The following is a 24,129-nucleotide window of genomic DNA, read 5'->3' on the forward strand; positions in this document are numbered from 1 at the left end:
ATATATATGAAAAACTTCTTAGTTGTTATTTGTTTCCTTTTTATTGTAAGTGGCTTTTCTCAAAATTTAGAAAACAATATTTACAATGCTACAGAGCTATTTAATAGTGAAAAAAATAACGAAGCTTTAAAAAATTTAAATGATGCAATTTCAATATTTGAAGCCAAACTTAGTACTGAAGATGAGTACATGGCATTTATATTTTTACTAGTTAATAAAGCCTATTATCTAAAAAGTAAAAGTCAAAATACTAATGCAATAAGTACATACGAAAAAGCCTGGAAACTCTACAAAAACAAAAATATAGCATCTTTTTTTGAGTATGATATTATAGAAAATTGTTTAAAACCTTTAGGTGTTTTATACAATAAAGTTGGCGATTACACTAGTTGCGAAAACATAACAAAAAACTATATCGCATTAGCTAAAAAAACAAATAACACGACTCAGCAAATAGCAGGAACTATAAATTTATCTAGACTTTACCAAACAACCAACAGACACCAACAAGCAATAGATATTGCAACGTATGGTCTAAATATAAATGGTACTAGCAAACAACAAAAAAGTAATTTAAAAAGACTAATTTCAAGAAGCCAGATTAGATTAAATAAAAAAGTTACAATAATAGACCGTATTATTTTTAGCTCAGATTTTTTAGGTAAACTAGAGGATAAAGAACTAGCATATGAGTTAGCAATGCAAAATCAAGATTACAAAGCTGCGCTAAAAGCCTTTAAAAGCATAAAGCACTTAAAAACAAGTAATTTATCTTCTGCAAGTGAATTGGCAAAACTATATTTAGAAGAGGCTCAAATTCATTATAAATTAAACAATTTTAACGCGGCAGAAAAAAACTTAAACCATGCATTAAAAACCTTATTAAAAAACTACAATCGACATTCAATACCTACAGAAAAAGAACTTTACCCAGAAAATGCATTCATTGGAGTTTTCGATTTATTAGCAACATTAGAAAGTAATCCTAAAAAAGCATTAGACTATTATAAACTAAGTTTTTATGTAAGCGATTTATTAGCAAAAAACACAACAACACAAGATGGTAAACTTATTTTACTAAATGAAAAAAGAAGCCGAAGCGAGAAATGTTTAAACTTACTATATAAACTTCAAAATAAAAGCGAAGACACTTACTTTACTACAGAAGCTTTAAAAATTTCCGAACGTTATAAAGCGTCTGTTTTAAATGATATTCTTGACAAAAAAGACTTATTAAAAAAACATCCTAAAGACTCTCTATTATTAAAGCAACAATCGCTTTTGCAAAAACAAGAACAACTTACTAATAGGTTAATTAAGTCGCCTTACAATTCAAACCCAAACCAAAAAAATAAAATTAGAGAACAACTCTCTTTTATAAATATTGATTTAAAAAAAGTAAATCAAGACATTGAAAACAAATTTACTACGCAAAACAAACCTTTAAATATCTCAAAATTAATTACAAAATTAGAGCAGGATAAAGCAAGTCTAGTAAACTTTTTTTATGGTAAAAAAGCAATTTATCAAATTATAATTTCTAATAAAGTAACGGTTTTTAACAAAATAGAACTTAGTAAAAATAATACAAATCTCATTAAAGAATTTATTTCATATTTCGATAATTCTTCAGTTATAAATAACAATATACAAGCTTACACTAAAAAAGCACTCGAGCTTTATAACTTGTTAAACTTAAACTCTGTTAGCAACCTAAATAACATATTAATAATTCCAGATGGCTTGTTAAATTTCATTCCGTTTGATGCTTTAATTACTAATAAAACCGAAAGTAAATCGTTTAATCAAATTCCTTTTTTTGTAAAAACACACACTACAGTTTACAATGCTAACTGCGCGCTATACCTTAATAATAATCCTAATATTATAAAACCTAAAGTTTTGGGCGTATTTCCTGTTTACAAAAGCACCAAATTCGAACTTCCAAATTCTGTAACCGAAGCTAAAAAAATTGAAAACACAATTAAAACTAAAATTTTAATTAATGAAAAAGCTACAAAAAATGCATTTATAAATAATGCAAATGCATTTTCAATTTTACATCTTTCAACGCATGGCACATCTGGAGATTTTTATACACCTGCTCAAATTTCTTTTATAGATACTGCATTTTCAACTAACGAATTGTACAAACTAAACTTAACAGCCAATCTTGTTGTTTTAAGTGCTTGCGAAACTGGAGTTGGCATGTTGCACCGTGGCGAAGGCGCTATGAGTATTGCTCGTGGCTTTCAATATGCTGGTGTAGAAAATACAGTTTACTCTTTATGGCAAATTAGCGATTTATCTACATCGCAAATTATGGCTTCATTTTACAAAAATTTAAGTAAAACCAATGCTATAAATTACGCTAATAGGCAATCTAAAATAGATTACTTAAATAACAATAAAATTACAAACATTAAAAAATCTCCATTTTTTTGGAGTGCTTTTAATTACTATGGCAGTTTTAATAGTGTTAAAAAAGATTATACATATATCTGGAGTATAGTAGTTATCTCTATTGTAATTATAGTACTTTTACTATTCCTATTTAAAAAGAAAAATGGAAAACGCACTTTGGGAATTCTTACTAGAAAAAGGATATAAAAAAATAAAACTTAAGCTTACAAAAACCAATCACTTTGAAATTAAAGCTAAAGTTAACGGTGTAAAAGGATTGTTTATTTTAGATACTGGCGCGTCTAGTAGCTGTATTGGTTTTAAAGACATTGAACGCTTTAAACTTGCAGCAAAAGACTCAGACATTAAAGCTGCTGGAGCTGGAGCTACAGATATGCTTACTCAAATTGCTAGTAAAAATACGATAATGATTGGTAGGTGGAAAAAAACTAAAGTTAATCTTGTATTGTTTGATTTAACACATGTAAATACCGCTTTAACAACTCATAATGCCAAACCTGTAAATGGAATAATTGGAGCAGATATATTAAAAAAAGGCAAAGCTATTATAGATTATAACAAGAAATACTTGTATTTAAAGCCAATTTAAAGTGTATTTTCTTACTTTTATATTACTACTTAAAATAAAACTCCCTAAAAATGAAAACTACAATTGTCATTGCTGACGATCATCCACTAATGCTTAGAGGTTTGAGCGATTTTATTGCTTCAAAAGGATATGAGATTCTTGGAAAAGCTGAAGATGGCCGAGCTGCTTATGCATTAATTGTTAAGCACAAACCCGATATTGCTATTCTCGATATTAGAATGCCTTACATGACAGGTCTTGATGTTGCTGAAGCTTGTAAAAAATACAACTTAAACACCAAGGTTATCCTTATTACTTTTGATAATGAAGAAGAGCTTTTTGATAAAGCAAAAGAATTTAATGTTTATGGCTATATTTTAAAAGAATTTGCAATTGAAGAAATTGAAAACTGTATAGAACATGTTAAAAAAGGTGAAGCTTATTTTAGTGAAGAAATAGCCTCATACCTAAACTCTAAATTAAAATATTCTAAATCTCATATTACAGATTTATTAACCAGAACCGAACTTAAAATAGTACAACTACTATCTGAAAATAAAACAAACCAAGAAATATCTGAAACGTTACAAAGCTCAATTAGAACAATTGAAAAACACCGAAGTAATATTACAAAAAAATTAAAGCTACAGAAATCTCATAATGCATTAATGCTTTGGGCCAATTTAAATAAAGAGCTTTTACAAAATTAAAACTGAAAAATATTAAAAATTGCTTTTTTCGCTTTTTTTAAAATTTATGTAATAACACCTAAAAACAAACAGATTTCAACTCAAAACACTGATTAACAAAATATTAGACTGTTTTTTGTGTGATTTTATTTTTTAAAAAAATACGTATTTATACGTATTTTTTTTTTGTCTAATACTCCTTATCTTTATAATGCTATTAATCAATTATATAGAGAGGCATATATAAGCTTTACATTTTAACCAAATGTAAAGCTTCTCTTTTTTTATAAGGGTATATATTTTTATTTACCCTAACAACTACAACACTCTTTTTCAATTTCTTTAATGTAATTTTTAATTTTTTGAATAAACTGCGCTTTTTATAAAAATAAAATTTGTAGAATGAACAAAATATTTCACGTTAAAACCACATCTAAACCAGTTATAAATGGAGGTTCAAGAGTTTCTAATTCAAATAACAAGCTTAAAAAAATACGTAGTTCTACGTATTTTTTTTAAGAATAATACTACTTACCTTTATAATGCTATTAATTAGTTCTTAGGGAGAATTATTTACAGAACTCTGCATTGTAATGGTGCAGAGTTTTTTTTACCACACAAAAAAACCTACTATTATGATCGAAGAAACAGAAACACAAAACAAAGCTTTTATAGTTACTATAATTGTTTTTGCAATCGTCATTATTTCAATCAATGTATTTGTAACCTTTTTTTAGTTAGTTATTGTATTTACAAGTACCTTTTTGAAATAAAAAAAGCGCAACTAAATAAGTTGCGCTTTTTTTATTTTATAGAGTTTAGTTATTAAAGCTCTAAAGCTCTTTTTATATCGTTATCCATTAATAACTCTGTTGGATTTTCTAATGCTTCTTTTACTGCAACTAAGAATCCTACACTTTCTTTACCATCAATTATTCTATGGTCGTAAGATAATGCAACATACATTATAGGTCTAATTTCTACATGACCATCAATTGCAACAGGACGCTCTACAATATTATGCATTCCTAAAATACCACTTTGAGGTGGATTAATAATTGGAGTTGATAACATAGAACCAAATACGCCACCATTAGAAATTGTAAAAGTACCACCAGTCATTTCATCTACTGTAATTTTACCATCTCTAGCACGTAAAGCTAAACGTTTAACTTCTGCTTCAACACCTCTAAAAGATAGGTTTTCGGCATTTCTAATTACAGGAACCATTAATCCTTTTGGACCAGAAACGGCTATACTTACATCTACAAAATCGTAAGTTAACATCTCTTTTCCATCAATCATAGAGTTAACTGCAGGATATAATTTTAATGCTCTAACTACTGCTAAAGTAAAGAAAGACATAAACCCTAAACTTACACCGTGCTTAGATTTAAATGTTTCTTTATATTCTTTTCTTAAAGCAAATATTGGCGACATATCTACTTCGTTAAAAGTAGTTAACATTGCTGTTGTATTTTTAGCTTCAACTAAACGCTCTGCTACTTTTCTACGTAACATAGACATTTTACTTCTAGAAGAACCTCTGTTTCCTCCTGTTGGAGTTCCCATAGAAGGTGTTGCTTTAACAGCATCGTCTTTAGTAACACGCCCATCTTTACCTGTTCCAGTTATAGATGATGCATCCATATTTTTTTCTGCTAAAATTTTCTTTGCTGCTGGACTTGCAACTCCAGAAGCGTAAGTTTCTTTTGCAGGATTTGGTGCTTTTTCGTGATTTTCTTTATTTGGTGCTGCTTTTTGATCTTTAGCTAAGTCTTGCTCTGCATCTTCATTTCCGCCTTCATCGCCACCTTCGTAAGTTGAAGATTCTGGAGCTTTTGCAGCGGTATCAATTAAACAAACTACTTGCCCAACTGCTACTGCATCACCTTCTTCGGCTTTTAATGTAATTGTTCCACTTGCTTCAGCTGGTAATTCTAATGTTGCTTTATCACTATCTACCTCTGCTATTGCTTGGTCTTTTTCTACATAATCACCATCTTCTACTAACCATTCAGCTATTTCAACTTCTGTAATTGATTCACCTGGCGAAGGTACTTTCATTTCTAAAATCATCGTACTGTAATTTTTTACTTAATGTCTTGTTATGACTTTTTGGTTTGTTTATTGCTTTGCTGGATACATTTGTAATCCACTAATTTTATTATTTTCATCTAATAGAAAAAAAACTTCTCCTGCTCCATTCTCGAAAGTCAAGCTATAGTTATGACCTGTTCTTACAATTTCTTTTAATTCTACTGTATTAATCTTCCCTAAAGCTTCTGCATTTACATTAGTTTTAAAGAAAGTTTTTGTTTTTTCTAAAGTTAATGTCTTTTGAAAGTTTGCATTTAGCATATTATAAATTGCTTTATAATCTTGTTGATTGTAGTTTTCTTGAAACTCTGAAACAACTTTTTTATAATTTGCCTTTTCTGTTTGCGCAAAACCTACTGAAAAACTTAAAATTGCTACTATTAATACTATTGCTTTTTTCATAATATTATGATTTATGCGAATTATCGCTGGTTATTTTTACTTTTATCAAATACGTAATCTATAACTTCTTGATGACGTTTTTTAGATCTTGTACTACTTCCTGCTGCTGGTGCTCCATAAGCTCTTCGCGTTGCTGCTCTAAATGTTTTTGCCTCGTCTAAGTGCATTAACATATGGCTATAAGCTCCCATATTTCTAGGCTCTTCTTGCGCCCAAACAATTTCATCTACATTAGTATAGTTTTGTATTGTTTTTCTTATTTCTTCTACTGGTAGTGGGAATAATTGTTCTATTCTTATAAATGCAATATCATCTCTACCTTGCTTATTGCGTTCTTCATCTAAGTCGTAATAAAATTTACCGGTTAACAATACAAGTGTTTTTACTTTGCTTGCTTCTACGGCATCATCATCTATTACAGTTTTAAAGCTTCCGTTTGCAAATTCTTCTACTGTAGAAACACATTTTGGATGACGTAATAAACTTTTTGGTGTAAAAATTATTAATGGTTTTCTAAAGTTAGATTTCATTTGTCTTCTTAACAAGTGAAACATGTTTTCTGGCGTTGTACAATCTGCAACATACATATTATCTTTTGCACATAGTTGTAGGTAACGTTCCATTCTTGCTGATGAATGTTCTGCGCCTTGACCTTCATAACCATGTGGCAATAACATTACCAAACCGTTTTGAGTTTTCCATTTATCTTCTCCTGCAGATATGTACTGGTCTAACATTATTTGTGCTCCATTACTAAAGTCTCCAAATTGCGCTTCCCAAATGGTCAATGTTTTTGGGCTTGCCATTGCATAACCATAATCGAAACCTACTACTCCATACTCTGATAATAGTGAGTTATAGATATAAAATTGACCTTGCGTATCGCTAATATTATTATGTAATATTATTTCTTCTTCGCTATCTTCAACTTTAACTACTGCGTGTCTATGAGAGAATGTTCCTCTTTCTACATCTTGACCAGAAATTCTAACATTGTAGCCTTCTTCTAAAAGTGTACCGTAAGCTAAATGCTCTGCCATAGCCCAATCTAGTTTATTTTCATCAAACATTGTTTGACGAGATTGTACTAGTCTTTCTATTTTACGTATAAACTTTTTATCTTCTGGTAGGTTAGATATAACCTTAGTTATTTTTTCTAACTCTTTTTGGGACACTTTTGTGTCTACAGTTTTCATCATTTCTACTTCATCTACACGAGTAAAATCTTCCCATACAGATTCCATAAATGGCGTTATAACTGTTTTATCTTCTTTTCTTGAAGCATCTAATTTTTCTTCAAGACTGTCTTTATAATTTTTTTCTAATTGTTTAACATGATCTTTACCAATAACACCTTCTGCAATTAATTTTTCGGCATAAATGTTTCTTGGGTTTGCATGCTTAGATATTGCTTTGTATAATTTTGGTTGTGTAAAACGTGGCTCATCACCTTCGTTATGGCCATATTTTCTATACCCTAGCATATCTATAAATACGTCGCGCTTAAACTGCATTCTAAAATCTAATGCAAATAATGTAGCATGTACAACTGCTTCTGCGTCGTCTGCATTTACGTGAAGTACAGGTGATAGTGTTACTTTACCTACATCTGTACAGTATGTACTTGATCTGGCATCTAAATAATTTGTTGTAAACCCAACTTGGTTATTTACAACTATGTGTATAGTACCATTTGTTTTATATCCATCTAACTGTGCCATTTGCACAACTTCGTATACTAAACCTTGACCTGCAATTGCAGCGTCACCATGTACTACTATTGGTAAAACTTTACTAAAATCGTCGCTAAAATCTTTATCTTGTTTTGCTCTTACAATTCCTTCTACAACTGCACCAACAGTTTCTAAGTGTGATGGGTTTGGAGCGATACTTAGTTTTATATCTTTTCCAGAATCTGTGCCTCTATGGCTAGTCCAGCCTAAGTGGTATTTTACATCACCATCAAAAACTTCTTCTTCATAATCTTTACCGTCAAATTCACTAAAAATATCTTTTGCACTTTTTCCAAAGATATTTGTTAATGTAGAAAGTCGACCTCTATGTGCCATTCCCATTACAAATTCTTCTACACCTAATTCTGCTGCTTTTTCAATTACAGCGTCTAAAGCAGGAATTAATGCTTCTCCACCTTCTAAAGAAAAACGTTTTTGACCAACATATTTTGTATGTAAAAAGCTTTCAAAAGATACGGCTTCGTTAAGTTTTTTTAAGATATGCTTTTTCTCGTCTGAAGAAAATTTAGGTTGGTTATCGTTAATATTTAACTTGTCCTGAATCCATTTAATCTCTTCTGGTTTTCTAATATACATATACTCAACACCAATAGAATCGCAGTAAATACGCTCTAGGTGTTTAATAATTTCTTCTAAAGTTTGAGAACCTATACCTAGAATTTCTCCAGCATTAAAAACTGTAGACAAGTCGTTTTTGGTTAAACCAAAATTCTCAATCTCTAAAGTTGGAGCGTATTTTCTACGCTCTCTAACAGGATTAGTTTTTGTAAATAAGTGACCTCTATTACGGTAACCATCTATTAGTTTTACAACCTGAAATTCTTTTTGAACATGTTCTGGAATTTGTGTAGAAACTCCTTCTACAAGTTCTCCATCCATGCCATAGTTTTCACTACCAAAATCGTAACCTTGAAAAAAGGCTCTCCAGCTTGGTTCTATAGAATCTGGGTTCTCTAAGTATTGTTCGTATAAATCAGCAAAATATGCTGTATGTGCTGCGTTTAAAAAGGAATATTTATCCATTATTAAGTATAAGACGTGTTCGCTTCAACAAATTTCATCAAAAATACAACATTCTCTAAAAATAGCGATGCTTTTCTTATATTTATGTCAATCTTAACATCTAATTATTGTATTATGAAGCACACTGCTGTTTTCCCATTAAAAATCGTTCTTTTTCTATTTTTAAGTTTCTTTTTTACGAATTTATCAATAGGACAAGCAAAAACTAACAAAAGTGATTTCTGGGAACATGTTCGTTTTGGTGGAGGTATTGGCTTAAGTACAGGAAATAATGTTTTTAGCGCCACTTTAGCTCCAAGTGCTATATAACAATTTAACGAAACTGTAGCTTTAGGCGTTGGTTTAAGCGGCACTTATTTTAGCAGAAAAAACCTTGTTAAGTCAACAATAATTGGCGGTAGTTTAATTGGTTTAGTAAACCCTATTAATGAAATACAATTATCGGCAGAGTTTGAACAAAATAATGTTAGCCGAAATTTTGACAATCCAAATTTAATAGATGACAACTATTGGTCTCCTGCTTTATTTTTAGGTGCTGGATATCGCACTAGAAATGTAACAATTGGTATTAGATACGATTTGCTATATGATGATAATAGAAGTATTTATGCAAATGCTTGGGCGCCTTTTGTAAGAGTTTATTTTTAAAACATTTAGCTACTGTATTTGTTTCTAAACCACACTTTTTGCCATTCGCGTTTTAGTATTAAAAAAGAAACCTGTTCGGCTAAAACCAAAGTATCGTTACCGTCTAATTTTTTAATTTTAGATTCTGGAACATCAATTATATATAATAAGTTTAAATACTCTGTAAATTTTTCCTGAATTAACTTATAAACTATTTCATGAAGCATTAACTTTAAACTAGTAGGTAAAATATCTTCGTTAAAATCCAAATCTATATTAGCATATAAAAAGTCTTTGTTTAACTGGTATATTAGCTTTTTATATAAATCTAATTGGTTTGCTTCTTTTATTAAAGCTTCAAATGTTGTTGGTAGCTCCATACTTGATATTTCTGCATAAGCAGAAATTAACTTTACTTCTATTAAAGTTTATTTATTACAATATAATATAGGTAACAAAATTATACTTTTCTTGTCATTAGTGTATTACCAAATTGTTTTAAAATGGTTTTCTTTTCTTCTGAAATATTCAACGTTTCAAGAACTGCAAAAGCTTTATTTGTATAGTTTTCTATTTCTGCTTGTGTTGCTTTGGCCGCTTCGCTTTTTACAAAAAACTCTTTTACTGTCTCTATTTTATCGTCATTATCTTGTAGGTTAACAGAAAACAGTTGCTCTATTTGTTTCTTTTCTGAAGTTTCTAAATTTTCAATAGCTTTAAGATATAAGTATGTTTTTTTATTTTCTATAATATCTCCACCAACTTGTTTACCAAAAGTTTCTGGGTTTCCAAAAGCATCTAAATAATCGTCTTGCAATTGAAAAGCTATACCTAATAATCTTCCAAAATTGTATATTCCGTCTTGATCTTCATTAGAAGCTTTTGCTACAATAGCTCCCATTTTCATAGCGGCACCAACTAAAACGGCTGTTTTATACTCTATCATTTTTAAATACTCACTAATAGTAACATCGTCTCGAGTTTCAAAATCAACATCATATTGTTGTCCTTCACAAACCTCTAGAGCTGTTTTACTAAATAGTTTTGCTAAAGCTTGAAACGTTTTAGAATCGTAATTCTCAAATAACTGATATGCCATAATTAGCATAGCATCTCCAGACAAAATAGCTGTATTTACATCCCATTTTTCATGAACAGTTTGTTCTCCTCTACGCAATGGAGCATCATCCATTATATCATCATGTACTAAAGAAAAATTATGAAATACTTCTATACTTAAAGCAGCATCTAATGCTTTTTTATAATCATAATTAAAAACCTCTGCAGTCATCAATGTTAAAACAGGACGCAATCGTTTTCCTCCAAGTTTTAATATGTAATCTATTGGCTGGTATAAGTTTTTAGGTTCTCGAATTTTAGAAAACGTTTCTAAATATTCTAAAAAAGCATTTTGGTAATATAAGGTATTTTGCATCGCACAAAAATAGTGTAAAAAGCCAAAATAACTATATGCAATTTTAAGACAATGTTAAGAAATCGTTAAAACTCAGGAAACTTTTATTGTTTTTAAAGTTTCCGTAAGTATATTTGCATAAAATTATGAAAGAAAAAATTATAAATAAATCGGCAGAGCTTTTTTTAAATCTAGGATTTAAAAGCGTTACTATGGATGATATTGCTAACGAGCTAGGCATATCTAAAAAAACCATATACCAACATTTTACAAACAAAACCAAGCTAGTTGAAGAAACCACATCGCAAATGTTTGATAAAATTTGCGAAGGTATAGATTGTATTTGCAATACTTCACCCAACCCTATTGAAGAGCTTTATCAAATAAAAATGTTTGTGATGACATTTTTAAAAAACGAAAAAACATCACCTCAATTTCAATTAAAAAAATACTACCCGCAAATACATAACAATTTACACCTAAAACAATTTCAAAAAATGCATGTTTCTGTAAAAAACAGTATGCAAAAAGGCGTTGACACAGGTTTATTTAGAGAAAACATAGATGTAGATTTTATTTCTAGAATGTATTTTAATGGCATGTCTGGTATTAAAGACCAGAATATTTTCCCAACAAACATTTTTACTATGGAATATTTAATGGAAAACTACTTAGAATACCACTTAAGAGCCATTTGCACCAATAAAGGACTACAAACACTTGAAAAATTTATTAATAAAACCAACCTTAACTAATGAAAAAACTATTAATAGCATATAGTTTAATAATAACATCTATAGCTTATGCTCAAGAAACTCCAACAAGTTTCTCTCTACAAGAAGCCATAGATTATGCAATAGAAAATAACCGAGACTCTAAAAATGCTGCATTAGATATTTTGGCTGCCGAAAAGCAAAAATGGGAAACCACAGCAATAGGACTTCCGCAATTGAGTGCTACTGTAGATTACCAAAACGCATTAAAACGTAATATTTTTGTATTTGGAGACCAAATAATTCAAGTAGGAACAAAACACACTTTAACCGGTACTGCAACTTTAAGCCAGTTATTATTTGATGGCTCTTACTTAGTAGGGTTACAATCTGCAAAAGTATATTTAGAAATATCTAAAAATGCAAAAACAAAAACAGATCTAGAGGTAAGAAAAGCTGTAATAAACGCATACGGAAATGTTTTACTAGCAGAAGAAAGTATTGCTATTTTACAACGTAATATTGATGTTTTAGAAAAAAACCTAAACGATACAACTAAAATTTTTGAAAACGGATTAGAAGAAGAAGAAAGTGTTGAGCAATTAAAAATAACATTATCAAGTGTTAAAAGCAATCTTAATAACACTACACGTTTAAAAGATTTAGCATACCAAATGTTTAACTTAACTATTGGAAAACCAATAAACGAAACCACTGTTTTAACAGAAGATTTAGATGCTTTAACACTAGAAAATATTAACCTTAACCTATTAGACACAGCAAATAACGTTGAAAACACAATAGATTATAAAATTGCTAAAAACAATAAAGTATCTCAAGAGCTATTAGTAAAACTAGAGAAAAGTAAAGCCTTACCAAGTTTAAATGCATTTATAAATGGTGCATATACAGGAAATAGAGAAACATTTAGTTTTACCAATACAGATAAAAAATGGTATGGCTCTTCTATATTTGGTGTGAGTTTAAACATTCCTATTTTTAGTTCTGGTATGAGAAGTGCTGCCACACAACGTGCAGAAATTAACTTACAAAAAGCCGAAATTAGTCTTACCGAAACACAACAAATGTTAAGCCTTGAAATAGAATCTGCCAAAAGTGACTACCAATTTGCAATTGAAGATTACCAAAACAAGAAAGAAAACTTAACACTTGCTGAACGCATTGAAAACAAAAATCAAACTAAATTTTTTGAAGGTATTGGCTCTAGTTTCGAGCTACGCCAAGCACAAACTCAATTATATACAGCACAACAAGAATTGCTTCAAACGATGTTAGATGTAATTACAAAAAAAGCAGAATTAGAAACACTTTTAAACACAACCAACTAATCAAATTCACAAAACAATAATCATGAAAAATATAATAACACTTTCTTTTTTAGCTATTTTATTAGCCTCTTGTGGAGGAGATAAAAAAAATACTGTTGAAAAAGTAATAGAATCTAATAACCTAGAAAACATTCGTACCAAGAGAGCAGAATTGGTAACAGAACAAGATGCTATACAATCTAAAATAAAACAATTAGATGCAAAAATTAAAACTTTAGACACTACACAAAACGTACCTTTAATAACAACTTTTAAAGCTAAAGAAGAAGTATTTAATCACGTATTAGAACTTCAAGGTAATGTTACAACAAAAAAACTTTTAACAATTACACCAGAGTTTAGCGGTATTTTAACTAATGTCTATGTTAAAGAAGGACAAAGAGTAAGCAAAGGACAAATTTTAGCTAAAATTGATGATGGCGGTTTAAGCCAGCAGTTAGCACAAGTTAAAATACAATCTGCCTTATCTAAAACCACTTTTGAGCGTCAAGAAAGATTATGGAACCAAAAAATTGGTAGTGAGATTCAATACCTTCAAGCCAAATCTTCTTACGAAGCACAACAAGAAGCTGTTAACCAATTACAACAGCAAATAAACAAAACTACTGTTAGAGCTCCATTTTCTGGAACTATTGATGATGTCATTACAGAAAAAGGTAGTGTTGTTGGCGCTGGACAAACACCCTTAATGCAAATTGTAAACTTAAGCGATATGTATATTGAAACAGATGTACCAGAAAGCTATTTACCATTTGTAACTAAAGGTAAAGACGTAACTGTAGAGTTCCCAGTTTTAAACAAAACAATAAACACACAAATACGTCAAGCTGGAGATGTTATAAATGCAGCAAACCGTACTTTTAAAGTAGAAATAGGTGTACCAAACAAAAACAAAAGCATAAAACCTAATCTAACAGCAAAACTTAAAATTAACGATTACACTAACGAAAAAGCCATACTAATACCACAAAGCATTATTTCAGAAAATGCAGAAGGAGAACAGTATGTATATGTTGTTAAAAACAAAAAAGAAAACGACCAAGGCACAGTAAATAAAATCATTATTAAAACTGGAAAAACTCAAGGTGATGTTATAGAGGTTTTAGAAAATATTGAAAGTGGTGCAGAACTTATTCAAGAAGGAGCACGTAGTGTTAAAGATGGACAAACAGTTAAAGTTATAAACTATTAAACCAACAAATAATGACTAAAAAGAAAAAACAAGTCGATAATGAATTTGGTTTATCATCGTGGGCAATTAATAACAAAACCACAATGTATGTTTTAATTGCAGTAATTTTTTACTTAGGAATTTCTGCCTTTTTCGATATGCCAAGAGAAAATTTTCCAGAAGTAAACGAAACCAAAATATACGTTAGCTCTATATATCCTGGAAATACAGCCGAAGACATCGAGAAATTAATTTCAGACCCGTTAGAAGATAAATTAAAAACAGTTAGTAATGTTGTAGAAATTACCTCAACATCTCAAGAAGACTACTCTATGCTTATTGTAGAGTTTGATGATGGTTTAACTGTAGATCAAGCAAAACAAAAGGTAAAAGATGAAATAGACACAGAAACTTCTGGTGAAGACTGGCCAACTTTTAATGGTGCAAAAGTAGAACCTGATGTTTTTGAATTAAGCCTTTCTGAAGAAATGCCTATTCTTAACATCAATATATCTGGAGATTATCCTATTCAAAAATTAAAAGAATATGCAGAATACCTTCAAGATGAAATTGAAAACCTTCAAGAAATAAAAAAGGCAGATATTCGAGGCGCTCAAGAAAAAGAAGTTGAAGTCGCTGTAGACATCTATAAAATGATGGCCGCAAAAGTTAGCTTTAATGATATTATTGGCGCCATTAATAACGGAAACCTTACCATGTCTGCAGGTAATTTAAAAGCCAGTGGACAGCGTCGTACTATTAGAGTTTTAGGAGAAATAGAAAAACCTTCAGAATTAGAAAACTTTGTAGTAAAAGCAGAAAGCGGAAAATCTATATACCTAAAAGATATTGCTAGTGTTAGTTTTAAAGAAGAAGACAAAACAACATTTGCCAGAGAATTTGGAGAACCTGTAGTAATGTTAGACGTTAAAAAACGTGCAGGAAAAAATATGGTTGCTGCAGCAGAACAAATTCAGGTTATTGTTCAAGATGCAATAAAAAACACTTTTCCTCCAGATTTAAATGTTACTATTACTAATGATCAATCTTCAAAAACCATTGGCCAAGTAGACGATTTAGTAAACAATATTATTTTTGGTGTTATACTAGTTGTTACGGTTTTAATGTTCTTTTTAGGGTTTAAAAATGCCTTATTTGTTGGTTTTGCAATACCTATGTCTATGTTCATGTCGCTAATGATTTTACAATTATTAGGACAAAGTTTAAATACAATGGTACTTTTTGGTCTTATTATGGGACTTGGTATGTTAGTAGACAACGGTATTGTAGTTGTTGAAAACGTATACCGTTTAATGGAAGACGAAGGCATGAATAGAGTTGAAGCTGCCAAAAAAGGAATTGGAGAAATTGCATTTCCTATTATAATCTCTACAGCCACAACAGTTGCAGCTTTTATTCCTTTAGGCTTATGGCCAGGTATTATGGGTGAGTTTATGAAAATTCTACCTATCACTCTATCTGTTGTATTAGGGTCATCTTTATTTGTAGCTATCTTTTTTAATTCGGTATTAGTTTCAAAATACATGACTATAGAAGATAAAAATATGCCATTAAAGCAAATTATTAGAACATCAATTATCGTTGCTGTTTTTGGTATTCTTATTTTAATATTTGGTGGCGCATATAGAGGCTTAGGTACAGTAATGATTTTTACTGCAATTATGCTATGGGCATACCGTTTATTTATTAGAAACTGGGCAAACAGCTTCCAAAACAAAGCATTAGTTAAATTAGAAAATTGGTATGAGCGCAAACTACGCACCGCTTTATCTGGATGGAGACCTTATGTTTTAAGCATAGGAACCTTTTTACTGCTTATCGCTGCATTTGCTGCATTTGGCATCTCATTAAGTGCCAAAAGAACAAAAGTTGAGTTTTTCCCAGATAACAAACCAAACCAAATAATTGTTTATATAGAGTATCCAGAAGGTACAGCTATTGAAAAAACAAATGCTATAACTAAAGAAATTGAGCAACGTGTATTTAAAGTACTTAACCAAGACCAATACGTAGATAATGGTTACAACTATTTAGTAGAAAGCACAGTTTCTCAAGTTGGTGAAGGTGCAGGAAACCCTCAAACCGATGGTGGATCTGCAGCTGAAATGCCACATAAAGGTAAAATTACAGCCTCTATGCGTGAGTATAAATTTAGAAGAGGAGAAGACAGTGAATTACTTAGACAAAAAGTACAAACAGCTTTAGTTGGCATTTATCCAGGTGTATTAATTTCGGTTGAAAAAGATGCTAATGGTCCACCTGCAGGATCTCCAATTAATATTGAAATTGAAGGTGAAGACTATAACGAGCTTATTGTTACTGCCGAAAAAATGCGAGAATTTATTAACACTAAAAATATTGCTGGTATAGACGAGCTAAAAATAGATGTTAATAAAGACAAGCCAACTATGAAGGTTACCATAGACAGAGAAAAAGCTGGAGAATTAGGTATAAGTGCAGCACAAGTTGGACAACAACTACGTAATTCTATTTTTGGTGCAAAAGCCGGAATTTACAAAGAAGACGGTGACGATTTTGATATTTATGTGCGTTTTAATGAAGAAAATAGATACAATAAAAGTGCTCTATTTAATCAAAACATAACTTTTAGAGACAATACAGGACAATTAAAAACCATTCCGGTTTCAGCAGTAACAAAATTTGAAAATAATTCTGGTTTTAGTGCAATAAAACATAAGGACACAAGACGAGTTGTTACTGTTTATTCTGCCTTAGCTCCTGGCTATACAGATGCGGCAGCCATTGTTAGCCAAATTCAAAATGAAATGAAAAGCTACGAAGGTTTACCTAAAGGCATTAAAATTGATTACACAGGACAAATAGAAGAACAAAATAAACAAATGGCATTTTTAGTTGGAGCCTTTTTTACAGGACTTGGTTTAATATTTTTTATATTAATATTCCAATTTAACTCGGTCTCTAAACCTACTATTATCATGATTGCCATCTTCTTAAGTTTTATTGGTGTATTTGGTGGTATTGTAATTTCAGGTAGCTCATTTGTTATCATGATGACTATGGTTGGTATTATATCTCTTGCCGGAATTGTAGTAAACAATGGCGTTGTACTATTAGACTACGCACAACTACTTATAGATAGAAGAAAAGCAAAATTAGATTTAGATGAAGACGAGTACTTATCTGATGCTGATTTATTTGAAAGTATTGTAAATGCAGGAAAAGCGCGTTTAAGACCTGTTTTATTAACTGCAATTACTACTATTTTTGGATTAATACCATTAGCAATAGGTTTAAATATTAACTTCTTTACATTATTTGCAGATTTAGATGCAAACATTTACATGGGTGGAGATAATGTTGTTTTTTGGGGACCACTAGCCTGGACAGTAATTTATGGCTTACTTATAGCAACATTTTTAACTTTAATTATTGTACCAATATTATTTTTCTTGGTTACAAAATTTAAAATGTGGCTTCGTATTAAGTTTTCTTCAGAAACAAAAGAAGACATTGTTGCAACCGAAACTGTAGTAGAATCATAAAAACGCAGTTCAATAATTAAAAAAAAATCCGAAGTTTTAACTTCGGATTTTTTTTTTACAATTTATAATTTTATTCATTTTCAGATAATGGTACAGGTAATGTATTATAAATAACATCTCCTGCTCTATCAATTGGAAGTGTATTAGATAATCCAAACCTTCTTAAATCAAACATCCTATGGTTTTCACACCATAAAGAGTATCGTCTTTGGTTTAACAACTCTGTAGTTAATGAAGCATCATCCATTCCTCCGGTATAATTTGCCAATCCAGCAGCATTTCTTATTACATTTAAAGCTGTTACTGCATCTCCAGGATTACTATTTAACATACTCGCTTCTGCATACAAAAGAATTAGCTCTTCATTTCTTAAAATATCTATAGATGAAGTACTTGAAGCATATAAACGCGTTTCGTAAGCGCCAACTAAGTCATCTTGAGATACCGTTGGGTCTGGCCTAAGTGCAGTTTTATTAGCAACTCTTGTGTCTCCTGGCTCTGCATCATTAACCCAACTATCGTGAACAATAATTTGGTCTCCGTTGTTTTGATTATCAACTGTTGTAGATTGCAATTTAAACAACCCATTTAAAGCATCATTTCCTCCTGTTGCAAATAAGTGCTTTGGACCAATGTTTAAATCTCCCATAAGATCAAAATAAGAATCACCTAACGCTGTAATCGCTGCGCCGCCATCTCCAGCATAAACCGCAGCCATTGCCGCTACTGCTCTATTATATTGAGCAAAGCTTGAAGCATCATTAAACCCAGTAAAACCATCACTTAGGTTAAATAAAAATGTTGCGCCATTTAAATCTGTATTAGCTTCATTTAACATAGTTCTAATTTCTGCTAAAGCTTCATCTTTTTCTAAAATAGGTCCTAAATTATTTTCATCTGCAACATCTACTCTAGCTCTATCATAAGACTTCACCATTTGTATTAACTCATAAGCTATCATTGTTTTTGCAAAACCAATATAACCTCTTCTTTCCTCATCTATTATCGCATTAGAGTTTGTGGCTGCATTTATTAGCAAATTTGCATTTTTAACACAACGGTAACTTCCATTCCATTGCGAGGTGCTATAAAATGAATTATTATCTAAACCTATACCATTTTTCCCTAATAAATCTCCTGTATTTCTAGGGTCTGCATCAAATAAATACAATTCTCTTGCCATAGTTCCGCTTGAAGTGGTTTCAATTGCAATACCGTTTCTCGCGGCCGCTTCAACACCAATAACTAATTCATTTAATTGACCAATTGTAGCATTAGACTGAACGCCGTCTACACTTGGCCCATTAGGATCTACTTGCTCATCAAAAGTACATGACGAAAACAGTGCTGTTATTGCAATAATACCTATGTAAGGTATTTTTCTATATATATTTTTCATATTCAATTTTTATTAAAAGTTAACATTTAAGTGTAGGTAAAACTGTTTTGCACTTGGAAAAGGGGATACTTCAATACCACTTGATAATCCTGCACCACCGTTTACAGACACTTCTGGGTCGTAACTACTATAATCTGTTATTGTAAAAACATTTCTACCAGAAACACCTAGCTTAATACCTTCTATATTTCCACCTAAAAGTTTTTCTACAGTTTTAGTTGGGAATCTATAATACAAAGCAACTTCTCTAAGTCTCAAATAACCTGCATCTTCAACAAAACGTAATGCATTTGTTGGAGAATCTAAACGATCTTGACCTTCTTGGGTTTCTAAATCTGGAGTAGTTTGACCTAAATCTGTTAAAAATCTTGATAAGTTTAAGTTATCACCACCTTGTTTAAGCTGAAATAAAAACGAAAAGTCTATTTGCTTAAATAGTGTTAAATTATTACTCCATGACATTTGAAAATCTGGCTCTACATTACCTACTTGCTGTAATTCTCCATCTATATTACCTACTAATTGTGTTACAGGCTGTCCCTCTTCTATATAAAAAGTTCCTAATCCTGTACCAAATCCTGCTCCTGGCTGTGCAAATGCAGGTACATCTAACCTTGTAATTTCTGAAGTGTTTTTATAAAACTGTAATCGAGAATTCCATGTTGCATTTTCACCTCTTAATATATCACCTGAAAGCGCTAACTCAATACCTGTATTTTTTAAATCTGCAAGGTTTGTTCTTTCTTGTGTAAATCCTGAAGAACCAGGAAGCGATCTCGTTAAAATTAAGTCTTCAACTTGTTTATTATAGTAAGTTGCCTCTAAGTTAATACGATTATTTAATACACCTACATCAAAACCAATTTCAAATTCTTTTGCTGTTTCTGGTTTAATATTAGGATCTCCTTTTAACCCTGCTAATGTTTGACCAACTGGACCACCAATAGTTGTACTTGCATAACTAGTAAAAGTAGATCCAAACTGTGCTGGGTTTCCTGTCTCACCGTATGCTGTTCTAAACTTTAATTGGTTTATAGCATCTACATTCCAAAAATCCATATTAGCAATGTTAAGTGCTAAAGATGCTTTTGGGAAACCAAAAAATTCATTAGGATCTCCATTTCTTGTAGATTTATCTAAACGATACCCTAAAGTAGCAATTATTTGATCTTTATAATTACCTTCTACTTGTGCAAACATTCCAAAGTCTTTTTCTTCTGAACGTGTTTGAAAAACATTTTGTACTGCAGAATTATCTACACTGGTTTGATTTGCCAATAAACCTGCACCAGTAGTTAAAACATTATCACGGTCTTGATATAAATATGTTATACCTGCTTGAGTTGTTAATCCTAAATCCCCATTTGCTAATGCATCATTATTCCATACTGCAACAGCTTGAGAGTTAAATTGTGTAAAGTCATTATTACCTATCGCTATAAATCCTGGGTTTTCTGGATCTGGATGAGATTGGTGTGTTTCTGGCACATATACATATGTAGAGTTAGACAAGTAATCTACACCTCCACTTAAAACAAACTTTAATCTGTTTGTATCTGTATTAAGTATATTGGTTTTTAAAGTCATACCTTGTATAAATCTATTATTAGAATCTTCATTTTTGGCTTTATCTCTAACAAAAACTGAATTTCCACTATAATTTGGATTATTTGGATAATTACCATTTGCATCTGGATATAAATTAACCCAAGGACGCGTAAAAGCTAAAGCATAACCATAACTTAATCCACCTTCATTTTCATTACCGGTAAAAGATCTACTAGAATTACTTCTTACATAATTACTTGTAGAAGTAAAACTAAATGTATTTGAGATTTCATGATCAATATTACCACGAATAGAAAAACGATCGAATCCTGTATTAGCTATTATACCTTCTTCATCGCGATAACCTGCACCAATAAAGAATTTTGTTTTTTCATTACCACCACTACCACTAATACGAGTGTCTGTAATTAATCCTGTTTCACCATAAATTTCATCTTCATAGTCATACAAACTACCACGACTAGCTATTACTGCTTCATATTTAGCTCTTTCTTCAGGTCCAAAAGTATCTTCTACAGACTGTGCTGTCCAAGGACGCATACCTAATGGGTTTGCAATTGTATTAAAACCAGTATCTTGACTAAAGTTAATTTTAGTTTTTCCACGTTTTCCACGTTTAGTTGTAATAATAATAACTCCGGCATTACCTCGTTGACCATAAATAGCTGCTGCAGACGAACCTTTTAAAATCTCCATATCTTCTATATCGTTTGGATCTAAATCTGCTAATCTATTTGCTCCATTTTCTTCATTTGCTGCATTTGCTCCAGAAGCTAAACGTAATCCTGAAGGAATTTCAACATTATTAATATAAACACCATCTACAATTATTAAAGGTTGGTTATTACCATTAATAGAAGAAATACCACGCAACCTTACTGCAAAACCACCACCTGGAGCACCAGAAGATGATGTAATATTTACACCTGTAACTTTACCGTATAATGCACCATCTACAGTAGTTTGACTGGTTGTACCCACTAATTCTTTAGAAGATACAGAAGACACTGCATTTGCGAGGTTTGACCTCTTAATACTTGTTCCTAATCCTGTAATTACAACCTCATCCAAAGAGGTTGTTGACTCTTGAAGCGTAACATTAACAGTTTCTGGTTGATTAATTATTTGCTCAATAGAGGTGTAGCCCAAAGAAGAGATTTCTAATGTTGCGGGAAATCCTGCTATATCTAAGCTAAAATTTCCATCAAAATCTGTTGTAGTACCATTTGTTGTTCCTTTAACAATCACGTTTGCTCCAACCAAAGGCATACCTGATGCACCATCTGTTACTGTTCCTGTAATGTTTTGCCCTAATACTAAAAAAGGGAAAAACAACAATAAAAACATTAATGTTTTTAGAGATAATGTTTTACTCATAGTTTATAATTTATTTTGGTTTGTATCATACTAATATCTTAATAAATTTTAAATAAATCATAATTTTTTTCTAAAAAACAGTTAAAAAAAAATAGTATTACCACGTAACAACAGTTTTAAATGCATTTTTAAAAAAATAAGACGAAGTATAAATATGTATTATATAACAGATGTTAAAAAAAATAACTTCCTTAAATTTGTAGCCTAAAAAAGCACATCATGTATAGAAGTCACAATTGTGGAGAATTAACTACTAAACACATAAATACAGAAGTCACCTTATCTGGTTGGGTTCAAAAATCGAGAGACAAAGGTTTTATTGTCTGGGTAGATTTACGTGATAGATACGGTATTACACAACTTGTTTTTGATGAAGAAAGAACTTCTAAAGACATGCTTGAGAAAGCTCAAAGTTTAGGTCGCGAATTTGTTATACAAGTTAAGGGCACAGTTATAGAACGTGCATCTAAAAATCCTAATTTACCTACAGGAGATATTGAGATTTTGGTTTCAGAATTAATTATTTTAAACGAAGCGCTTCTTCCTCCTTTTACAATTGAAGACAAAACTGATGGAGGTGAAGATATTAGAATGAAATACCGCTACCTTGATATTAGACGTAATCCTGTAAAAGAAAGTTTAATTTTTAGAGCTAAAGTAACTCAAGCTGTTAGAAACTATTTATCTAATGATGGTTTTATAGAAGTTGAAACGCCATATTTAATAAAATCTACACCTGAAGGCGCAAGAGATTTTGTTGTCCCTTCTAGAATGAATGAAGGTGAATTTTACGCCTTACCGCAATCGCCTCAAACATTCAAGCAATTGCTTATGGTTGGTGGTATGGATAAATATTTTCAAATTGTAAAGTGTTTTAGAGACGAAGACTTGCGCGCAGACAGACAACCAGAATTCACACAAATAGATTGTGAAATGGCATTTGTAGAGCAAGAAGATATCTTAAATGTTTTTGAAGGTTTAACAAGACACTTACTTAAAGAAGTTAATGGTGTTGAGATTGATAAATTTCCTCGTATGCTTTATGATGATGCTATGCGTTTATATGGTAACGATAAACCAGATATTAGATTTGGGATGGAGTTTGGAGAACTAAACGAAGTTACACAACATAAAGAATTTGGTGTTTTTAATAATGCAGAATTAGTAGTTGGTATCGCTGTACCTGGAGGAAATAGTTATACACGAAAAGAAATAGACAAATTAATAGATTGGGTTAAACGTCCTCAAGTTGGCGCTTTAGGTATGGTTTATTCACGTTGTAATGACGACGGAAGCTTTAAATCTTCTGTAGATAAATTTTATGATCAAGAAGATCTAGCAAAATGGGCCGAAGTCACTAGTGCAAAACCAGGTGATTTAGTTTGTATTCTATCTGGAGACAAAAATAAAGTACGAGCACAACTTAGCGCATTACGTATGGAATTAGCAGAACGCTTAGGCTTAAGAGACCCTAAAGTATTTGCTCCTTTATGGGTAATTGATTTTCCATTATTAGAACTTGATGAAGAAACAGGACATTACCATGCAATGCATCATCCATTCACTTCTCCAAAACCAGGTCAAATAGAATTATTAGACACAAAACCAGGAGAAGTTAAAGCTAATGCTTACGATTTGGTACTTAATGGCAACGAAATTGGCGGAGGATCTATACGTATACATGATAAAGCAACACAAGCAATTATGCTTAAACACCTAGGGTTTAGTGAAAAAGAAGCCAAAGCACAATTTGGTTTCTTAATGGATGCTTTTGAGTATGGCGCACCACCACATGGCGGTTTAGCCTTTGGTCTAGATAGATTAGTTGCTATTTTAGGCGGCCAAGAAACTATTAGAGATTTTATTGCTTTTCCAAAAAACAATTCTGGTCGTGATGTAATGATAGATGCTCCTGCACCTATAGACAGTGAACAGTTAAAAGAATTAAATTTAAAACTTGATTTGTAGTTTACACCTTTAAATCAACTATTTACAAACTAATCCC

General features: G+C 31.2%; 16 protein-coding genes. 9 read left to right on the top strand and 7 right to left on the bottom strand.

Annotated features, from left to right (window positions below):
• Positions 1-6 precede the first annotated feature (6 nt).
• Genes LACAL_RS03625 through LACAL_RS03635 form a run of 3 tightly spaced genes read left to right on the top strand, consistent with a single transcriptional unit; the run spans position 7 to position 3,702 of the window.
• Positions 7-2,610 (top strand): CHAT domain-containing protein, encoded by a 2,604-nt coding sequence (locus LACAL_RS03625; RefSeq protein WP_013869347.1) that lies wholly within the window; start codon positions 7-9, stop codon positions 2,608-2,610.
• Positions 2,567-3,013: a retropepsin-like aspartic protease gene (locus LACAL_RS03630; protein ID WP_013869348.1), complete on the top strand. Its 447-nt coding sequence runs from the start codon at positions 2,567-2,569 to the stop codon at positions 3,011-3,013. The genes LACAL_RS03625 and LACAL_RS03630 overlap by 44 nt, the downstream gene beginning before the upstream one ends.
• 50 nt (positions 3,014-3,063) lie before the next feature.
• Complete coding sequence (locus tag LACAL_RS03635) at positions 3,064-3,702, top strand: response regulator transcription factor (RefSeq protein ID WP_013869349.1); 639 nt, start codon at positions 3,064-3,066, stop codon at positions 3,700-3,702.
• Positions 3,703-4,506: 804 nt separating this feature from the next.
• Here the strand turns inward: LACAL_RS03635 and odhB are convergent.
• From odhB to LACAL_RS03650, 3 genes are read right to left on the bottom strand one after another with little or no spacing between them, the layout of a single operon-like run.
• On the bottom strand, positions 4,507-5,760 hold the full coding sequence (gene odhB, locus LACAL_RS03640; protein WP_013869351.1) for a 2-oxoglutarate dehydrogenase complex dihydrolipoyllysine-residue succinyltransferase: 1,254 nt from the start codon (positions 5,758-5,760) through the stop codon (positions 4,507-4,509).
• Between the two features lie 48 nt (positions 5,761-5,808).
• A complete protein-coding gene (locus tag LACAL_RS03645) occupies positions 5,809-6,183 on the bottom strand; it encodes a DUF3887 domain-containing protein (protein WP_013869352.1) in 375 nt (124 codons plus the stop codon).
• A 20-nt stretch (positions 6,184-6,203) separates the two neighbouring features.
• Positions 6,204-8,960 (bottom strand): 2-oxoglutarate dehydrogenase E1 component, encoded by a 2,757-nt coding sequence (locus LACAL_RS03650; RefSeq protein ID WP_013869353.1) that lies wholly within the window; start codon positions 8,958-8,960, stop codon positions 6,204-6,206.
• A 114-nt stretch (positions 8,961-9,074) separates the two neighbouring features.
• On the opposite strand from LACAL_RS03650, the gene LACAL_RS15615 reads away from it, so the two are divergent.
• Positions 9,075-9,269, top strand: a complete 195-nt coding sequence (locus tag LACAL_RS15615; RefSeq protein ID WP_371200058.1) for a hypothetical protein — start codon at positions 9,075-9,077, stop codon at positions 9,267-9,269.
• Positions 9,270-9,613: 344 nt separating this feature from the next.
• Here LACAL_RS15615 and LACAL_RS03660 read toward each other — a convergent pair whose 3' ends face one another.
• Positions 9,614-9,967 carry a hypothetical protein gene (locus LACAL_RS03660; RefSeq protein ID WP_013869354.1) on the bottom strand — a complete coding sequence of 118 codons (354 nt, stop codon included), beginning with the start codon at positions 9,965-9,967 and terminating at the stop codon, positions 9,614-9,616.
• 80 nt (positions 9,968-10,047) lie between these two features.
• Positions 10,048-11,022, bottom strand: coding sequence for a polyprenyl synthetase family protein (locus LACAL_RS03665; RefSeq protein WP_013869355.1), 975 nt, complete (start codon positions 11,020-11,022; stop codon positions 10,048-10,050).
• Between the two features lie 125 nt (positions 11,023-11,147).
• Here LACAL_RS03665 and LACAL_RS03670 point away from each other — a divergent pair, with 125 nt between their 5' ends.
• The 4 genes from LACAL_RS03670 to LACAL_RS03685 are packed head-to-tail and all read left to right on the top strand — an operon-like array spanning position 11,148 to position 17,779.
• On the top strand, positions 11,148-11,756 hold the full coding sequence (locus LACAL_RS03670) for a TetR/AcrR family transcriptional regulator (protein ID WP_013869356.1): 609 nt from the start codon (positions 11,148-11,150) through the stop codon (positions 11,754-11,756).
• A complete protein-coding gene (locus tag LACAL_RS03675) occupies positions 11,756-13,063 on the top strand; it encodes a TolC family protein (RefSeq protein WP_013869357.1) in 1,308 nt (435 codons plus the stop codon). The genes LACAL_RS03670 and LACAL_RS03675 overlap by 1 nt, the downstream gene beginning before the upstream one ends.
• A 22-nt stretch (positions 13,064-13,085) precedes the next feature.
• Entirely contained in the window at positions 13,086-14,255 is a 1,170-nt protein-coding gene (locus LACAL_RS03680) for an efflux RND transporter periplasmic adaptor subunit (protein ID WP_013869358.1), read from the top strand.
• An 11-nt stretch (positions 14,256-14,266) separates the two neighbouring features.
• A complete protein-coding gene (locus LACAL_RS03685; protein ID WP_013869359.1) occupies positions 14,267-17,779 on the top strand; it encodes an efflux RND transporter permease subunit in 3,513 nt (1,170 codons plus the stop codon).
• Positions 17,780-17,849: 70 nt separating this feature from the next.
• Here the strand turns inward: LACAL_RS03685 and LACAL_RS03690 are convergent, their stop codons facing one another.
• Positions 17,850-19,178, bottom strand: coding sequence for a RagB/SusD family nutrient uptake outer membrane protein (locus LACAL_RS03690; RefSeq protein WP_013869360.1), 1,329 nt, complete (start codon positions 19,176-19,178; stop codon positions 17,850-17,852).
• A 12-nt stretch (positions 19,179-19,190) separates the two neighbouring features.
• Complete coding sequence (locus LACAL_RS03695) at positions 19,191-22,124, bottom strand: SusC/RagA family TonB-linked outer membrane protein (RefSeq protein WP_013869361.1); 2,934 nt, start codon at positions 22,122-22,124, stop codon at positions 19,191-19,193.
• Positions 22,125-22,343: 219 nt separating this feature from the next.
• Here LACAL_RS03695 and aspS point away from each other — a divergent pair, with 219 nt between their 5' ends.
• The gene (gene aspS / locus LACAL_RS03700; protein ID WP_013869362.1) at positions 22,344-24,092 is read left to right on the top strand and encodes an aspartate--tRNA ligase; all 1,749 of its coding nucleotides are present in this window, start codon (positions 22,344-22,346) and stop codon (positions 24,090-24,092) included.
• Positions 24,093-24,129 lie beyond the last annotated feature (37 nt).

Origin of the sequence: Lacinutrix sp. 5H-3-7-4 (assembly GCF_000211855.2) — a bacterium.
Classification (GTDB): domain Bacteria; phylum Bacteroidota; class Bacteroidia; order Flavobacteriales; family Flavobacteriaceae; genus Lacinutrix.

Excerpts from the sequence above, each read along its gene's own strand:
- LACAL_RS03625 (WP_013869347.1), top strand. The coding sequence starts at position 7 with ATGAAAAACTTCTTAGTTGTTATTTGTTTCCTTTTTATTGTAAGTGGC.
- LACAL_RS03630 (WP_013869348.1), top strand. The coding sequence starts at position 2,567 with ATGGAAAACGCACTTTGGGAATTCTTACTAGAAAAAGGATATAAAAAA.
- LACAL_RS03635 (WP_013869349.1), top strand. The coding sequence starts at position 3,064 with ATGAAAACTACAATTGTCATTGCTGACGATCATCCACTAATGCTTAGA.
- odhB (WP_013869351.1), bottom strand. The coding sequence starts at position 5,760 with ATGATTTTAGAAATGAAAGTACCTTCGCCAGGTGAATCAATTACAGAA.
- LACAL_RS03645 (WP_013869352.1), bottom strand. The coding sequence starts at position 6,183 with ATGAAAAAAGCAATAGTATTAATAGTAGCAATTTTAAGTTTTTCAGTA.
- LACAL_RS03650 (WP_013869353.1), bottom strand. The coding sequence starts at position 8,960 with ATGGATAAATATTCCTTTTTAAACGCAGCACATACAGCATATTTTGCT.
- LACAL_RS15615 (WP_371200058.1), top strand. The coding sequence starts at position 9,075 with ATGAAGCACACTGCTGTTTTCCCATTAAAAATCGTTCTTTTTCTATTT.
- LACAL_RS03660 (WP_013869354.1), bottom strand. The coding sequence starts at position 9,967 with ATGGAGCTACCAACAACATTTGAAGCTTTAATAAAAGAAGCAAACCAA.
- LACAL_RS03665 (WP_013869355.1), bottom strand. The coding sequence starts at position 11,022 with ATGCAAAATACCTTATATTACCAAAATGCTTTTTTAGAATATTTAGAA.
- LACAL_RS03670 (WP_013869356.1), top strand. The coding sequence starts at position 11,148 with ATGAAAGAAAAAATTATAAATAAATCGGCAGAGCTTTTTTTAAATCTA.
- LACAL_RS03675 (WP_013869357.1), top strand. The coding sequence starts at position 11,756 with ATGAAAAAACTATTAATAGCATATAGTTTAATAATAACATCTATAGCT.
- LACAL_RS03680 (WP_013869358.1), top strand. The coding sequence starts at position 13,086 with ATGAAAAATATAATAACACTTTCTTTTTTAGCTATTTTATTAGCCTCT.
- LACAL_RS03685 (WP_013869359.1), top strand. The coding sequence starts at position 14,267 with ATGACTAAAAAGAAAAAACAAGTCGATAATGAATTTGGTTTATCATCG.
- LACAL_RS03690 (WP_013869360.1), bottom strand. The coding sequence starts at position 19,178 with ATGAAAAATATATATAGAAAAATACCTTACATAGGTATTATTGCAATA.
- LACAL_RS03695 (WP_013869361.1), bottom strand. The coding sequence starts at position 22,124 with ATGAGTAAAACATTATCTCTAAAAACATTAATGTTTTTATTGTTGTTT.
- aspS (WP_013869362.1), top strand. The coding sequence starts at position 22,344 with ATGTATAGAAGTCACAATTGTGGAGAATTAACTACTAAACACATAAAT.